Origin of the sequence: Gordonia ajococcus (genome assembly GCF_012974285.1) — a bacterium.
Lineage (GTDB): Bacteria > Actinomycetota > Actinomycetes > Mycobacteriales > Mycobacteriaceae > Gordonia > Gordonia amicalis.
Genome location: NZ_CP052884.1, coordinates 3,150,870 through 3,165,229 on the forward strand (window position 1 = coordinate 3,150,870; position 14,360 = coordinate 3,165,229).

Consider the following 14,360-nt stretch of genomic DNA (forward strand, 5'->3'; position numbering starts at 1 on the left):
CGAATCTCAGGACGCAGCGGTGTCGGACGCGGCAGCGCGTTCGGTGAGTGCCGTCCACGCGAGGGCCGCCGCCTGCTGCTCGGCCTCTTTCTTGGTGCGTCCGACGCCCTCGCCCAGGTTCTCCCCCGCGACCATCGCGATCGCGGTGAACTCCTTGTTGTGGTCCGGTCCGGTGGACGAGATCTGGTACTGCGGCGGGCCGTAACCGCGTTCCGAGCTCAGCTCCTGCAGCGAGGTCTTCCAGTCCAGCCCCGCGCCGAGTTGCCCGGCCTTCTCGATGCGTTCGTCGAAGAGCCGCAGGATGATCCGCTGCGAGGTCTCCAGCCCGTGACTGAGAAACACTGCGCCGAACAGCGATTCGAGGCCGTCCGCGAGGATCGAGTCCTTGTCGCGGCCGCCGGTCATCTCCTCGCCGCGGCCGAGATACAGGTACTTGCCCAGGCCGCCCTCGTCGCCGAGCCCCCGCGCCACGTCGGCGAGCGCGTGCATGTTCACCACGCTGGCACGGATCTTGGCGAGCTCACCCTCCGGGCGGTCCGGGAATCGGAGGTACAGGCGTTCGGTGATCACCACACCGAGAACGGAGTCCCCGAGGAACTCGAGGCGCTCGTTGGTCGGCAGCCCGCCGTGCTCGTAGGCGTAGGAGCGGTGCGTGAGCGCCAGTGTCAGAAGGTGTTCGGGGATGTCGGTGTCGAGAGCGGCGAGTAGCGCGGCACGACGACCGTCCTCGCGAGTGGTCTCAGTCACGACGTTCCTGATCGCCCGGTTTGTCCCCGTCCGACGTGTCCCCGTCCGACGTGTCGCCGTCCGGCTTGTCGTCGCCGGTGAGCTCGGAGAACTTGTTCGCGAGACCGGCCCACCGAGGGTCGATCAGCTCGTGCGCGTGGCCGGGTTCGGCGACCGCCAACCGGATACCGCACACCTGGCAGAGCCCGGGGCAGTCCGGTGAACACAGCGGCGACATCGGGAGTTCCAACGCCACCGCGTCGATGATCGCCTGTTCGAGATCGATGCGGTCGTCGACGATGCGGTGCACATCGTCTTCCTCGGTAGTCTGCTCGGTCACACTGTCCGGGTACGCGAACAGTTCGGTGAGGAACACCGTCACCGTGCCGTCGATCGGCTCGAGGCAGCGCGAACACTGCCCCGCGGTCTCGCCGCACGCGGTGCCGGTCACCAGGATTCCCTCGCTCACCGACTCGAGCCGGAGGTCGAGATCGACGTCCGAGCCGGCCGGGATGCCGATCATCTCGACTCCGAGCTTGTCCGGGGTCGCCACCGTCCGGTGCACCTCTGACATGGTGCCCGGGCGACGACCCAGCGACCGGACGTCGAGGACGAAGGGATCGCGCCGTGGCGCGGAATCGGGACCGTGCGACGGTTCTGATGTCACAGCATGATCAGACACAAACTGCACCATACGCTCGCGATCGCGAATCATCGACTGACGCCACCGTGTGTGCCGGGTCGGTCGCCCGACCGGTCAGACCGCCAGCGGGGATCCCTGGTCACGGTCGTAGGAGTTCCGGGTCGACGTCTCGCGCGACCGCGAGTGGTCGCCGCGCGAGTCGCGTGCCGCATCGTCCACGCTGCGTGGGTATTCGACGTAGTCGTGCATGCCGGCGCCGGTGCGCAGCTGGTGCCGTCCGCGGTTCACCGAACGCAGTGTGCCGGTGAGGATCTCCTCGAACTGGGCCAGCTTCTCGTCGACGTAGACGTCGCAGTCGCCACGCAGACGGTCCGCCTCGGCGTGCGCGGCGTCGATGATGCGCTCGGCCTCCGACTTGGCGGCGCCGACGACCTCGGTCTCGGAGACGAGGCGTTGCTGTTCGGCGATGCCGTCGGCCACCGACTTGTCGTAGGTGTTGTTCGCCGCGTCGATGGTGCGCTGCGCCTCGGCCCGTGCGCGTCCGGTGACGGCCTCGAATTCGCGGGCAGCACTCGTCTGGAGCCGGCGTGCCTCTTCGGTGGCATCCTCGACGAGCGAGTGCGAGTGCGAGCTCGCCTCGTCGACCATGCGATCGGCCTGAGCCTTGGCCTCGGACAGGATGCGGTCGGCCTCGGCCCGGGCGTGAGCGAGGACGGCCTCGGATTCGGAGTCGGCCTTGGCGACCGTGGTCTCGGCGTGCTCACGCGCATCACCGATGAGCGTGTCGCGCTGGTCGAGGACATCCTGAGCGTCGTCGAGCTCGCCCGGGATCGAGTCCTTGATGTCGTCGAGGAGTTCGAGCACGTCACCACGCGGCACGACGCAACCCGCGGTCATCGGCACACTCCGCGCCTCCTCGACAATCGCCACGAGCTCGTCGAGAGCCTCAAATACCCGGTACACAGCCACCCCAATCCGGCGCTTGCCTGTTTGCAACAGTTGGTGAATCTGTGACTATTGTGCCGAATGTTGCGCCTGTGATTAGTGAAGCGCGTGGGGTGTGTCGCAGATTTCCCCAGGTGATTCGTCAGACGGACCGCTCGCCGGTCAGCTTTGCCGTGAGGCGCTTGTGGATGTGCGACGACAAGAACGGCGCGACGTCGCCACCGAGCTTGGCCACCTCTTTGACGAGCGAACTCGAGACATGCGCGAACCGGGGATCGGTGAGAAGGAAGACCGTCTCCACATCTGCGAGCGCGCGGTTCATCTGGGCCATCGGAACCTCGTAGTCGAAGTCGACCGCCGACCGGAGGCCCTTGACGATCGTGTGGATCGACTCCTGCTTCAGATAGTCGACGAGAAGCCCTTCCCAGCGATCGACCCGCACGCCGGGCAGATCGGCACAATCCTCCTCGATGAGCGCGATGCGCTCCTCGACGCTGAACATCCCGCGCTTGTTGGGATTGACCACCACGGTGATGACCACCTCGTCGAAACACGCCGCGGCGCGTTCGACCACGTATCGGTGGCCAAGGGTGAAGGGATCGAAGGAACCGGGACACACTGCCGTCGTCATGGCCTGAACTTACCGTCAGGTCCTGCGCGTCAGTGTCGTCAGGAGCTGCGCGGCAGCGTCTCAGGCACCGGTGAACTCCCCCACCTCGACCCGGGTGTCGCCGTAGTTCTTGTCCACCAGCACCTCGAAGCCGGCGGGCCAGATCCGGCCGGTCGAGCGGGCGGAGCGCTCCACGACCACCAGGGCATCCTCGGCGAGCCGTGTCGCGGCCAGTCTGGTCAGGTCCTCGGAGAGCGCCGACGCGTCGACCGCGTACGGCGGGTCGGAGAACACGAGGTCGTACTTCCGTTCGGGCGGCGAGGACAGATAGGCGGACACCGGTCTCGTCAGTACCGTGGTCGACGAGGCGATGCCACAGACCTGCACATTGGCCCCGATGACCGCGGCCGCCTTCCGTGCCGAGTCGACGAAGGTCGCGCCGGCCGCTCCTCGCGAGACCGCCTCGATGCCGAGGGCGCCGGAACCGGCGTACAGATCGAGAACCCAGAGCCCGTCGAGATCGAATCGGGCGTCGAGGATGTTGAAGACCGACTCCCGCACACGATCGGAAGTGGGACGAGTTCCCTCGCCCGGAACGCGGAGCCGTCTCCCCCGTAGCTCGCCCGCGATGATCCTCGTCATGGGGCCATTCTGCCCTCCCGTGAAGCCCCGATGACATCCGTGGGTGACACTCTTGTGACTCACTTCACATTGCATGTCTGATCAGGTAGAAGGTAGGGGTTCGACGAGGCAATTTCCGCAGGTGGGTGACTTCCCCGACACGCGTTGTTAACGTCGATGGCGTTATGCGCCCTTCACAAACAAGAACGGCCCCAACAACTGTCCTTACCGTCGACTATCGGATGCCGACTGTCGCCGACGGTACCCGTCTCTGGGAAATCGCCTCGGACTCAAAGGTTCTCGACGTCAACTCGTCGTATTCCTATGTGCTGTGGTGTCACGACTTCGCCCAGACCTCGATCATCGCCGAAGTCGACGGCCGTCCGGTCGGTTTCGTCACCGGATATCGTCGCCAGAACGATCCATCCACCCTCATGGTGTGGCAGGTCGCCGTCGACGACTCGATGCGCGGACACGGCATCGCCGGGTCCATGCTGCACCACCTCTTCGATCGCGTGAACCGCCTCGGCATGGTGGCGATGCACACCACGATCAGTCCCGACAACATTCCGTCGCAGCGACTGTTCGAGTCGGTGGCGAAGGCTCGCGGCCTGCGTTTCGAACGCCGTGATCTGTTCGCCGCCAACGCTTTCCCGGACTCGCACGAGCCCGAGGACCTCTACATGCTGGAACCGGAGATCCCCGAGCCCTGAGCTCGCGCGTGATCCCTCAGCACCCCCGGACCGCGGCATAGCCCCTGACCGACGGTTTCCGGATGCGCAGTGCCGCAACATCGTTGGCACTGATCCACCACAGCGTCGCTGCGCGACGCCGCTTTTCGAGTTCATATCGCCGATGGGCACCGAACTCACGTTGTCACCCATAGAAGGAAGCACCGATATGCAACTTCTCGACGCCACCCCCGTTCTGGAAAAGTCCTTCGACGATTCCGTCTTCACGACCCACGAATCCGAGGTGCGCAGCTACTGCCGCAACTGGCCTGCGGTCTTCACCACCGCCAAGGGTTCCTACATCACCGACCAGAACGGTCGGGAGTACCTGGACTTCTTCGCGGGCGCCGGTTCGCTGAACTACGGCCACAACAACCCCGAGCTGAAGAAGGCTCTGATCGAGTACATCGAGTCCGACGGCATCACCCACGGTCTCGACATGGCCACCGTCGCCAAGGGGAACTTCATCGAGAAGTTCCACCAGCACATCCTTCAGCCGCGCGGACTCGACTACAAGATCCAGTTCCCCGGTCCGACGGGCACCAACGCCGTCGAGTCGGCCCTCAAGCTGGCCCGCAAGGTGACCGGCCGTGAGTCGATCATCAGCTTCACCAACGCCTTCCACGGCATGACCCTGGGTTCGCTGTCGGTCACCGGCAACTCGATGAAGCGCGCGGGTGCCGGTATCCCCCTGGTCCACGCGACCCCGATGCCGTTCGACAACTACTTCGGCGGCGTCATGGAGGACTTCGCCTGGTTCGAGCGCGTCCTCGACGACTCGGGCAGCGGCCTGAACCGCCCCGCCGCGGTGATCGTCGAGACCGTGCAGGGCGAGGGCGGCGTCAACGTCGCACGCGCCGAGTGGCTGCGCGCGCTGTCGGACCTGTGCGAGCGCCGCGACATCCTGCTCATCGTCGACGACGTCCAGATGGGCTGCGGCCGGACCGGCGAGTTCTTCTCGTTCGAGGAGGCCGGCATCAAGCCCGACATCGTTACGCTGTCCAAGTCGATCAGCGGCTACGGTCTGCCCTTCGCGCTGACCCTGTTCAAGCCCGAGCTCGACGTCTGGACCCCCGGCGAACACAACGGCACCTTCCGCGGCAACAACCCCGCCTTCGTCACCGCCGCCAGGGCCATCGAGACCTACTGGTCCGACGACACCCTGACCCGGGAGATCCACGCGAAGGGTGAGCGCATCCACGAGGTCTTCTCCGACCTCTGCAACCGTTACGAAGGCATCTCGACCCGCGGTCGCGGCATGGTCCGCGGCCTGGCGTTCGACGATCACACGGCAGCCGGGAAGGTCTGTGCGCAGGCCTTCGGCGCCGGGTTGCTCGCCGAGACGTCGGGTCCGTCCGACGAGGTCGTCAAGCTGCTCCCGCCGCTGACCATCTCCCGCGAGGACCTCGACCGCGGCCTGTCCATCCTTTCCGACGCAGTCAAGGAGGTGATCGGATGATCGTCCGAACCACCCAGGAAATCACCGGTACCGATCGCGATGTGGCGGACCCCAAGGGCAACTGGGTCTCCAAGCGCATCGTCCTCGGCGGCGACGGCGTGGGGTTCTCGTTCCACGAGACCACCATCGCCGCCGGCAGCGTGAACGAATTCCACTACGCCAATCACATCGAGGCCGTCTGGCTCGTCGAGGGCACCGGCACCCTGCTCGACCGGGAGACCGGCGAGACCTATCCGCTGGCCCCCGGCACGATGTACCTGCTGAACGGTCACGAACGGCACACGGTCACCGCCGACACGCAGATGCGGATGCTGTGCGTGTTCAATCCGCCGGTCGTCGGCACCGAGGTGCACGACGAGAACGGCGTGTACCCGCTGGTCGCCGTGCCGCAGCCGGCCGGCAAGCATGCCGAGGAGACCGTCGTGTCCTGACGGACGCCATCTCAGAAGAGCATTCCGAGTGCGCACCCTGCCTATCCTGGGCAGGGTGCGCACTCGTCTTCAACTCGGCCAGGCCCCGGCCGAACACACGCCCCTCGACGATGATGTCGCCGAGCGCATCGAGCTCGCGTCCGACATCCTGGCCGGGCGTCGCGTCGCGGTCCTGACCGGCGCCGGCATCTCCACCGACTCGGGGATACCCGACTACCGCAGCCCGGGTTCACCGCCGCGCACGCCGATGACCCTGGAGATGTTCCTGTCCTCCCCCGAGTTCCGCCGGCACTACTGGGCGCGCAATCACCTCGGCTGGCGTCACATGGACGCCGCACTACCCAACGCGGCGCATCTGGCGCTCACCGACATGCAACGCCGCGGCGTGGTCTCGACGGTGATCACTCAGAACGTCGACATGCTGCACACGAAGGCCGGGACGAAGGGCGTGCTGGAACTCCACGGCTGCTATGGGCGCGTACGCTGCCTGACCTGCGACTGGCGGATCTCCCGGCACCGGCTCGCAGAGGAGCTCGAGAAGGTCAACACCGGCTTCGCCGACCGGGTCGCGGGACGCGGCGCCATCGAGGTGGCACCCGATGCGGATGCGACGCTCTCCGACACCTCCGACTTCGTGATGATCGACTGCCCGCACTGCGGCGGCATCCTCAAACCCGACATCGTCTACTTCGGCGAGACGGTTCCGAAACCACTTGTCGCCCAGGCATTCTCCGCGGTCGACGAGTCCGACGCGCTGCTGGTGGTCGGGTCGTCACTGACGGTCATGTCCGGCCTGCGGTTCGCGCGCCGGGCCCATCGCGCCGGTAAGCCGCTGATCATCGTGAACCGCGGACACACCCGCGCCGACGAGCTGGCCGTGCTCAAGATCGACCATCGGGCCGGGGTCGTGCTGCCGGCCCTGGCTGCGGGCTAGAAGTTCAGCGCGACACGACGACCAGGTCGTCGGCATGCACGACGGGCCGCTGCAGTTCGGCCGGGAGTTCGTCGGTCTGGCGGCCGACCATCGAGGTGACGTCGTCGGAGTCATACGAGGCGACGCCGCGCGCCTTCACCGCTCCGCGCTGGTCCACCAGTTCGACGACGTCGCCATCGAAGAACCGGCCCTCGACGCCGACCACCCCGGCGGCGAGAAGCGAACGACGCCGATGGGATACGGCTGCCACCGCACCGTCGTCGAGGACGATCCGACCCCGCGCGTCCGCGGCATGACGCACCCAGAAGCGGCGGGCGGACAACCGCTCCTCGCGGGCGGCGAACACCGTACCCACCGATGCGTCGGCGAGAGCTTGCGCCGCCGACGAGGCGGCGGCCAGCAGGACCGGGACACCGGCATCCGCGGACAGGCGGGCCGCGGCCAGTTTCGAGGCCATCCCGCCGGTACCGAGCGCTCCCCCCGACCCGGCGATGACGCCGTCGAGATCCTCCGGCCCGTTCACCTCGGGGATCAGACGGGCACGTCGGCCGTCGACGCCCACCTTGCGCGGGTCGCCGTCGTAGAGTCCGTCGACATCGGAGAGCAGCACGAGCGCGTCGGCGCCGCTGAGGTGGGCGACGAGGGCGGCGAGCCGGTCGTTGTCGCCGAACCTGATCTCGTTGGTCGCCACCGTGTCGTTCTCGTTGACCACGGCCACCGCACCCAACGACCGCAGACGATCAAGCGTGCGTTGGGCGTTGGCGTGATGCGACCGGTTGGAGATGTCGTCTGCGGTCAGCAGGACCTGCCCCACGGTGCGGCCGTAGCGGGCGAACGAGGTCCCCCAGGCGTGCGCCAGCGCCAGCTGTCCGACGCTTGCCGCAGCCTGCTTGGTTGCGAGGTCCGTCGGACGCTTCTTGAGACCCAGCGGGGCTATACCCGCGCCGATCGCGCCCGACGACACCACGATGACATCGGAGCCGGCACGCATCCGCGCTTCGAGCGCGTCGGCCAGGGCATCGAGCCGATCCCGATCGAGTCCCTCGGTCAGGTCGGTCAGAGCCGACGAGCCGATCTTCACCACGACGCTGCGCGCGTGCGCGATCTGTGCCCGAACGCCCCGAACCTCGATGCGGGCTTCCGCGGTCACGACTGGTCCTGCTCTCCGTCCTCGACGGGCAGCCCGCGGCGCAGCCGGCGCGCCTGCTTACGTTCGGCGGCGCCCACCCGATCGTTGCGGTCGAGTCGGATGTCGGTGCCGCGTCCGGTGACCGGGACGTCGTCACCCATGGGCGTGCTCGGCTCCCAGTCGAAGGTGACCGCACCGATGGTGACCGGCGCACCGGGCTCCGCACCCAGCTTCACCAGTTCGTCTTCGACGCCGAGCCGGTTGAGGCGGTCCGCCAGGTAGCCGACGGCCTCGTCGTTGTCGAACTGCGTCTGCGCGATCCAGCGTTCCGGACGCGAACCGCGGACGATGAAACCGCCCTCGATCTCCGGATCGCGGATGATGGTGAACCCGGTGTCGTCGACCGCCTTCGGACGGATGATCGCGCGGCGGGGCACCTTGGCGGGCTGGGCTTCCCGGTACTCGCGGACCATCTTCGCCAGTGCGAAGGTCAGTTCGCGCAGACCCTCGTGGGCCACGGCCGAGATCCGGAAGACCGGCCAACCGCGTTCGGCGAGTTCGGGTTCGACGAGGTCGGCGAGTTCGGCGGCATCGGGGACGTCGATCTTGTTGAGGATCACCACACGCGGACGCTCGGCCAGGTCGCCCAGACCGTGATCGGCGTCGAGCGCCGGGCGGTAGGCGGCGAGTTCGGCCTCGAGGGCATCGATGTCGGACACCGGGTCGCGACCGGGTTCGAGGGTCGCGCAGTCCACGACATGCGCGAGGACGGCGCACCGCTCGAGGTGGCGCAGGAACTCGAGTCCGAGACCACGGCCGGTCGACGCACCTGGAATCAGGCCGGGCACGTCGGCGATGGTGAACACCTCACCGGCGGTCTGGACCACACCGAGATTCGGCACGAGGGTGGTGAACGGATAGTCGGCGATCTTCGGCTTGGCCGCCGACAGCACCGACACCAGCGACGACTTGCCCGCCGAAGGGAAGCCGACGAGGCCGACGTCGGCCACGGACTTCAGCTCGAGAACGAGGGAACGTTCCTGGCCATCCTCACCGAGGAGGGCGAAGCCGGGGGCCTTGCGGGCCTTCGACGCGAGCGAGGCGTTGCCGAGGCCTCCTCGACCGCCTTGTGCCGCCTCGAAAGTCGTTCCGGCGCCGACCAGGTCGGCGAGAATGGTGCCGTTCTCGTCGAGCACGACGGTACCGTCGGGCACCTTGAGGACGAGATCCTCGCCGTTGGCGCCGTCACGGTTGTCGCCGGCACCGGGTTTGCCGTTGCTCGCCTTGGCATGCGGACGGAAGTGGAAGTCGAGCAGAGTGTGCACCTGCGGGTCGACGACGAGGCGCACCGACCCGCCGTTCCCGCCATTACCGCCGTCCGGGCCGCCGAGAGGTTTGAACTTCTCCCGGTGGACCGAGGCGCAGCCGTGGCCACCGTTGCCCGCCGCGACGTGAATGGTCACGCGGTCGACGAACCGTGACATCGAATCCTTCTTCCATCCAAAAAAGAACAGGGCGGGCCGGGTACGTGATGACCCTGCCCGCCCTGCGAAAAGGCTTGTCGTGCCGGATAGCTCGGGTCAGACCTGAGCGGTTTCCGGGACGATGTTGACCGTCTTGCGGCCACGCTTGCTGCCGAACTCCACCGCGCCTGCGGCGAGCGCGAACAGGGTGTCGTCGCCACCGCGACCGACGTTCACGCCGGGGTGGAACTTGGTGCCGCGCTGACGAACCAGGATCTCTCCCGCGCTCACCTGCTGGCCGCCGAAGCGCTTCACGCCGAGTCGCTGGGCATTGGAATCGCGACCGTTGCGCGAGCTCGATGCGCCCTTCTTATGTGCCATGTGTCAGTCCTCCTGAGGTCTTCGCGAAGCTGGTCGAACTACTTGATCCCGGTGACCTTCAGGAGCGTCAGCTTCTGACGGTGACCCTGGCGCTTGTGGTAGCCGGTCTTGTTCTTGAACTTGTGGATGCGGATCTTGGGGCCCTTGACGTGCTCCACGACCTCGCCGGTGACCGAGATCTTGGCCAGCTTGTCGGCGTCGGTGGTCAGGGTCGAGCCGTCGACGACCAACGCGACCGGCAGGCTCACCGTGGAGCCGACCTTCTCGTCGATCTTCTCGACCTTGACAATGTCGCCCTCAGCGACCTTGTACTGCTTACCGCCGGTCTTGACGATCGCGTACGTTGCCATCGAAGTTCTTCCTCTTACTCGTCTGGTCGGGCCCTCGCCAGCGCCGAGGCGCTCTCGAAGGCGTTCGTGTAGTGCATCCCGGCGCGGGCCGCAGTCGACCCAGTCAGCTGACCGGGAGTGGCTGCAGATCACACCAGAGGGCCTGCCACGGGATTCGCGCCGCTGCCGGTGCACGTGGCACGCAGAACAGCGCAGACCCTCCGCGGGAGGCGACTTTCCAAGGTTACGGGAACGGCGGTGGCCGGGTCAAACCAGCCCCGCCGGCCCGTCCCTCGGCGATCAGCTGTCGGTCGGCGGCGGTCCGGCGGGCCGGCCCGCCGTACGCTTCCGCGGGCGCCGGCGTACCGCGACCACGGACTCCCCGGTGGAGACCGGACCGAAGGTCGTCTTGGGCGCCTCCGGTGCCGCGTCGACGGCCGTCATCACCACGTTCTCCGGTGCGGTGGTGGTCTGCGCTGGGCGCCGGACCACCCGGCGGCGGCGCTTGGCCACCGCGGGAGCCTGCCCATCGGTCGACAGGACCGGTTCCTCGGCCTTCACCGGTTCCGCTTCCGCCGCTTCCGGTTCCACCGCTTCCGGTTCCGCCGCTTCCAGTTCCGCGGCTTCCGGTTCCGACACGGTCTCGGCCACCGGCTCGGGGGTCTCCGGCTTCTCGGGCGCGCCCTCGGGGTGATCACCCTCGTGGTACTCGCCCTCGGGGTGCTCGTCGTCGTGGTTGTGTGCGGCCATGGCCCGGAACAACGGGTGTTCGGCAGCGGGCTTGTGTGCCGGCTGCGGCGCCGCCTTGGTCTCGGCGGGTGCCTCCGACGACTTCTTCTTGCCGCGGCGCGAACGCTTGGAGCCGGCGCTGTCCGAACGCGCCGAGTCGTCGCCGCGCACCTCGACCGGGTTGGTGTGCACGATCAGGCCGCGACCGCCACACGTCGAGCACGGGGTCGAGAACGCCTCGAGCAGACCGGTGCCGAGACGCTTGCGGGTCATCTGCACCAGGCCGAGCGAGGTCACCTCCGACACCTGGTGGCGGGTACGGTCCCGAGCCAGGGCCTCGGTGAGGCGACGCAGCACCAGGTCACGGTTGGACTCGAGGACCATGTCGATGAAGTCGACGATGATCATGCCGCCGATGTCGCGCAGGCGCATCTGCCGCACGATCTCCTCGGCCGCCTCGAGGTTGTTGCGGGTGACCGTCTCCTCGAGGTTGCCCCCCGAACCGGTGAACTTGCCGGTGTTGACGTCGACGACCGTCATGGCCTCGGTGTGCTCGATGATCAGCGTGCCGCCCGACGGCAGCCACACCTTGCGGTCGAGCGCCTTTGCGAGTTGCTCGTCGATGCGATGGACCACGAACGAATCGGGTGCATCGGCGTGCGGCTTGCTGAACTGCTCGACCCGCTCCATGAGGTCGGGTGCGACGGAACTGACGTAACCCTCGACGAGGTTCCACGCCTTGTCGCCCTCGACGACGAGCTTCTTGAAGTCTTCGTTGAACAGGTCACGCACCACGCGAACCAGCAGATCGGGCTCCTCGTACAGCGCACGCGGGGCCGACGAGCCACCCTTCTTGGCCTGCGCGACCGATTCCTCGATCGACTTCCACTGCGATTCGAGACGAGCTATGTCGGCACCGAGTTCCTCGGCACTGACGCCTTCTGAGGCGGTGCGGATGATCACTCCGGCCTCGTCGGGCACGAGCTTGGCCAGGATCTGCTTGAGACGCTTGCGCTCGACGTCGGGCAGCTTGCGGCTGATACCGGTCGACGACCCGCCCGGCACGTAGACGAGGTACCGGCCGGCCAGGGAGATCTGCGTGGTCAGGCGGGCACCCTTGTGTCCCACCGGGTCCTTGCTGACCTGCACCAGCACGTTGTCGCCGGGCTTGAGCGCCTGCTCGATCTTCCGCGAGCCGCCGTCGAGTCCGGCGGCATCCCAGTTGACCTCGCCGGCGTACAGCACACCGTTGCGGCCGCGGCCGATGTCGACGAAAGCCGCCTCCATGCCGGGCAGCACGTTCTGCACGCGGCCGAGGTAGATGTTGCCCACCATCGACGACGACGTCGCCGTGGTGACGAAGTGTTCGACGAGGACGCCGTCCTCGAGCACCGCGACCTGGGTGTAGTCCTCCACCGCGGCGAGCTCGTGGCCGTCGCCGTCGGAGATGCTGCTGTTGGCGCTGCGCTCGCGCACCACCATCACGCGGTCGACGGCCTCGCGACGGGCGAGGAACTCCGACTCGGTCAGGATCGGCGGGCGTCGACGGCCCGCGTCGCGTCCGTCGCGACGGCGCTGACGCTTGGCCTCGAGTCGGGTCGAACCGGAGATGCCCTGCACCTCGTCGCGCGCACGCTTGCTCCGGGGTTCACGTTCGTGGACCACCGTGTTCGGCGGATCGTCCGGCGAACCCTCGTCGGGTTCTCCCCCGCCCTTGCGCCGGCGGCGGCGACGCCGACGGCGGGTCGAGGACGCCTCATCCGAGTCGTCGCCTTCACCGTCGTCCGACTCGGTGTCGTCACCGGAATCGGTGGCCGTCGAGGAGTCGCCCTCCGACACATCCGCGGAAGCGGCCTCCTTCTGATCGGCCTCCTCCGAGTTCTCTCCGGCTGACCGCCGGCTGCGACGACGTCGGCGTCCGGTCGGCTCGCCATCACCGGCGGCCGACTCCTCGGACTGCGACTCATCCGTCTTGTTCTCGTCGCCGGATTCGTCGGCCGTCGACTCGGAGTCGGTTGCCGAGTCCTCGGCGCGGTCACCGGTCTCGTCCGACTCGGTGTCATCCGACGAATCGCCGGACTCGCCCTGGTCGCCGCGGCCGCGACCACGACCACGACGTCCGCGACGGCGACGACGGCTACGACCCGAACCCGAGTCGTCGGCGTCGGTGCTGTCGGTGTCGGTCTCGTCGGCGTCCTCTTCGGGAGCCTGGTCGTCAGCGGAGGTGTCGGCAGAAGGTGCGCCGGTCGACGGCGCTTTCTTCTCGGCTTTCGCCGGCTTGTCGGGCTGCTCTGACTTCTCGGGCTGCGCCGGCTTCTCCGCCTGCGCTGGCTTCTCCGCCTGCGCCGGCTTCTCGGGCTGCGCCGGCTTCTCGGCCTGCTTCGCCGCGCGCGCGGTCTTCGGCTTCTCGGCGGGCGCCTGTGGCTGGAGGAACAGCGGCTGGGTGCCGAAGGACGTGTCGTCCTCGGCGGCCTGCGCCGCGACCGGCTCGTCGTAGCGGGTGGCCGCGGCCGAGAACAGACTCGGCGGCTCCTCGACCTTCGGAACCTCGACGGCCGGCTCTTCCACCTTCGGCGCCTCGGCGACCGGCTCTTCGACCGTCGGTGCCTCGGGGGTGGTCTCTTCGACCTTCGGCGCCTCGGGGGCCGGCGCTTCGACCTGCGGCGCCGCGGGGGTGGCCTCTTCGGCCGGGACCGGCGTCACCGCCTCGTCCGCTTCCACGTTGGCCCGCACCCGTTCGGCCACGGCCTGCGCCAACTCACGGTCGACGCTGGATTGTGGGCTGCGCGTCTGCACCCCGAGATTGGCCAGGTGCGCCAGCACCTGCCGACTCGTCAGGCCCAGGAAGCGGGCCAGTGCGTGCACACGAAGTTTGCTGGGAAATTCTTCCACCGGTTCTGACGCTGCGTTCGCGTCAGCCGGTGACCCGTTGTCGGTCACTCAGTCTCCTCGAACCCCCGGGCGCGTCGGGCTGACGCGGCCACGCGAGGGTCTGCTCTGTGTCCCGGTCACGTATGACCGGTGTTGTGTGGTCTCCGCGTCATCACGCTGATCCGAGAGTCGGTTCAGCAGAGAACGCTCTTGCTGTGTCGATGACCGCATCCCGGGCGCCTTCCACGCCACCGGGCACAGGGCAGAGCCTGAGTGTTCGGCTGCTGGCAGCAGTACGAACCTCGGCGGGATCAGCTGTGGTTGTGGGCGTCGCGATGCGGATCTACCGCACCGCGAC

The 14,360-nt window shown here is 67.7% G+C and carries 14 protein-coding genes; 4 read left to right on the plus strand and 10 right to left on the minus strand.

Annotated features, from left to right (window positions below):
* Nucleotides 1–6: 6 nt before the first annotated feature.
* The 5 genes from rnc to rsmD all read right to left on the minus strand — a co-directional run bounded on the left by rnc (nucleotide 7) and on the right by rsmD (nucleotide 3,566).
* A complete protein-coding gene (gene rnc / locus GAA2_RS14260; protein WP_024498379.1) occupies nucleotides 7–747 on the minus strand; it encodes a ribonuclease III in 741 nt (246 codons plus the stop codon).
* The gene (locus GAA2_RS14265) at nucleotides 740–1,441 is read right to left on the minus strand and encodes a YceD family protein (protein ID WP_191834432.1); all 702 of its coding nucleotides are present in this window, start codon (nucleotides 1,439–1,441) and stop codon (nucleotides 740–742) included. The genes rnc and GAA2_RS14265 overlap by 8 nt, the downstream gene beginning before the upstream one ends.
* A 42-nt stretch (nucleotides 1,442–1,483) precedes the next feature.
* Complete coding sequence (locus GAA2_RS14270; protein ID WP_006437216.1) at nucleotides 1,484–2,332, minus strand: DivIVA domain-containing protein; 849 nt, start codon at nucleotides 2,330–2,332, stop codon at nucleotides 1,484–1,486.
* Between the two features lie 124 nt (nucleotides 2,333–2,456).
* Nucleotides 2,457–2,945: a pantetheine-phosphate adenylyltransferase gene (coaD, locus tag GAA2_RS14275; protein WP_006437215.1), complete on the minus strand. Its 489-nt coding sequence runs from the start codon at nucleotides 2,943–2,945 to the stop codon at nucleotides 2,457–2,459.
* A 60-nt stretch (nucleotides 2,946–3,005) separates the two neighbouring features.
* Nucleotides 3,006–3,566, minus strand: a complete 561-nt coding sequence (gene rsmD, locus GAA2_RS14280) for a 16S rRNA (guanine(966)-N(2))-methyltransferase RsmD (protein WP_024498377.1) — start codon at nucleotides 3,564–3,566, stop codon at nucleotides 3,006–3,008.
* A 164-nt stretch (nucleotides 3,567–3,730) separates the two neighbouring features.
* On the opposite strand from rsmD, the gene ectA reads away from it, so the two are divergent.
* From ectA to GAA2_RS14300, 4 genes are all read left to right on the plus strand, one after another.
* Complete coding sequence (ectA, locus tag GAA2_RS14285; protein ID WP_024498376.1) at nucleotides 3,731–4,258, plus strand: diaminobutyrate acetyltransferase; 528 nt, start codon at nucleotides 3,731–3,733, stop codon at nucleotides 4,256–4,258.
* 187 nt (nucleotides 4,259–4,445) lie between these two features.
* A complete protein-coding gene (gene ectB, locus GAA2_RS14290; protein WP_024498375.1) occupies nucleotides 4,446–5,735 on the plus strand; it encodes a diaminobutyrate--2-oxoglutarate transaminase in 1,290 nt (429 codons plus the stop codon).
* Nucleotides 5,732–6,166: an ectoine synthase gene (locus tag GAA2_RS14295; protein ID WP_006437211.1), complete on the plus strand. Its 435-nt coding sequence runs from the start codon at nucleotides 5,732–5,734 to the stop codon at nucleotides 6,164–6,166. The genes ectB and GAA2_RS14295 overlap by 4 nt, the downstream gene beginning before the upstream one ends.
* A 55-nt stretch (nucleotides 6,167–6,221) precedes the next feature.
* Complete coding sequence (locus tag GAA2_RS14300; RefSeq protein ID WP_024498374.1) at nucleotides 6,222–7,100, plus strand: Sir2 family NAD-dependent protein deacetylase; 879 nt, start codon at nucleotides 6,222–6,224, stop codon at nucleotides 7,098–7,100.
* 4 nt (nucleotides 7,101–7,104) lie between these two features.
* Here GAA2_RS14300 and proB read toward each other — a convergent pair whose 3' ends face one another.
* The 5 genes from proB to GAA2_RS14325 form a co-directional block, all read right to left on the minus strand.
* Nucleotides 7,105–8,250, minus strand: a complete 1,146-nt coding sequence (gene proB, locus GAA2_RS14305; protein WP_024498373.1) for a glutamate 5-kinase — start codon at nucleotides 8,248–8,250, stop codon at nucleotides 7,105–7,107.
* Entirely contained in the window at nucleotides 8,247–9,713 is a 1,467-nt protein-coding gene (gene obgE / locus GAA2_RS14310; protein WP_024498372.1) for a GTPase ObgE, read from the minus strand. Before obgE ends, proB begins: the two co-directional genes overlap by 4 nt.
* Before the next feature lie 96 nt (nucleotides 9,714–9,809).
* Nucleotides 9,810–10,073, minus strand: coding sequence for a 50S ribosomal protein L27 (gene rpmA / locus GAA2_RS14315; protein ID WP_005198946.1), 264 nt, complete (start codon nucleotides 10,071–10,073; stop codon nucleotides 9,810–9,812).
* 38 nt (nucleotides 10,074–10,111) lie between these two features.
* Nucleotides 10,112–10,423 carry a 50S ribosomal protein L21 gene (rplU, locus tag GAA2_RS14320; RefSeq protein ID WP_006437207.1) on the minus strand — a complete coding sequence of 104 codons (312 nt, stop codon included), beginning with the start codon at nucleotides 10,421–10,423 and terminating at the stop codon, nucleotides 10,112–10,114.
* A 279-nt stretch (nucleotides 10,424–10,702) separates the two neighbouring features.
* On the minus strand, nucleotides 10,703–14,071 hold the full coding sequence (locus tag GAA2_RS14325; RefSeq protein WP_024498371.1) for a translation initiation factor IF-2 N-terminal domain-containing protein: 3,369 nt from the start codon (nucleotides 14,069–14,071) through the stop codon (nucleotides 10,703–10,705).
* Nucleotides 14,072–14,360 lie beyond the last annotated feature (289 nt).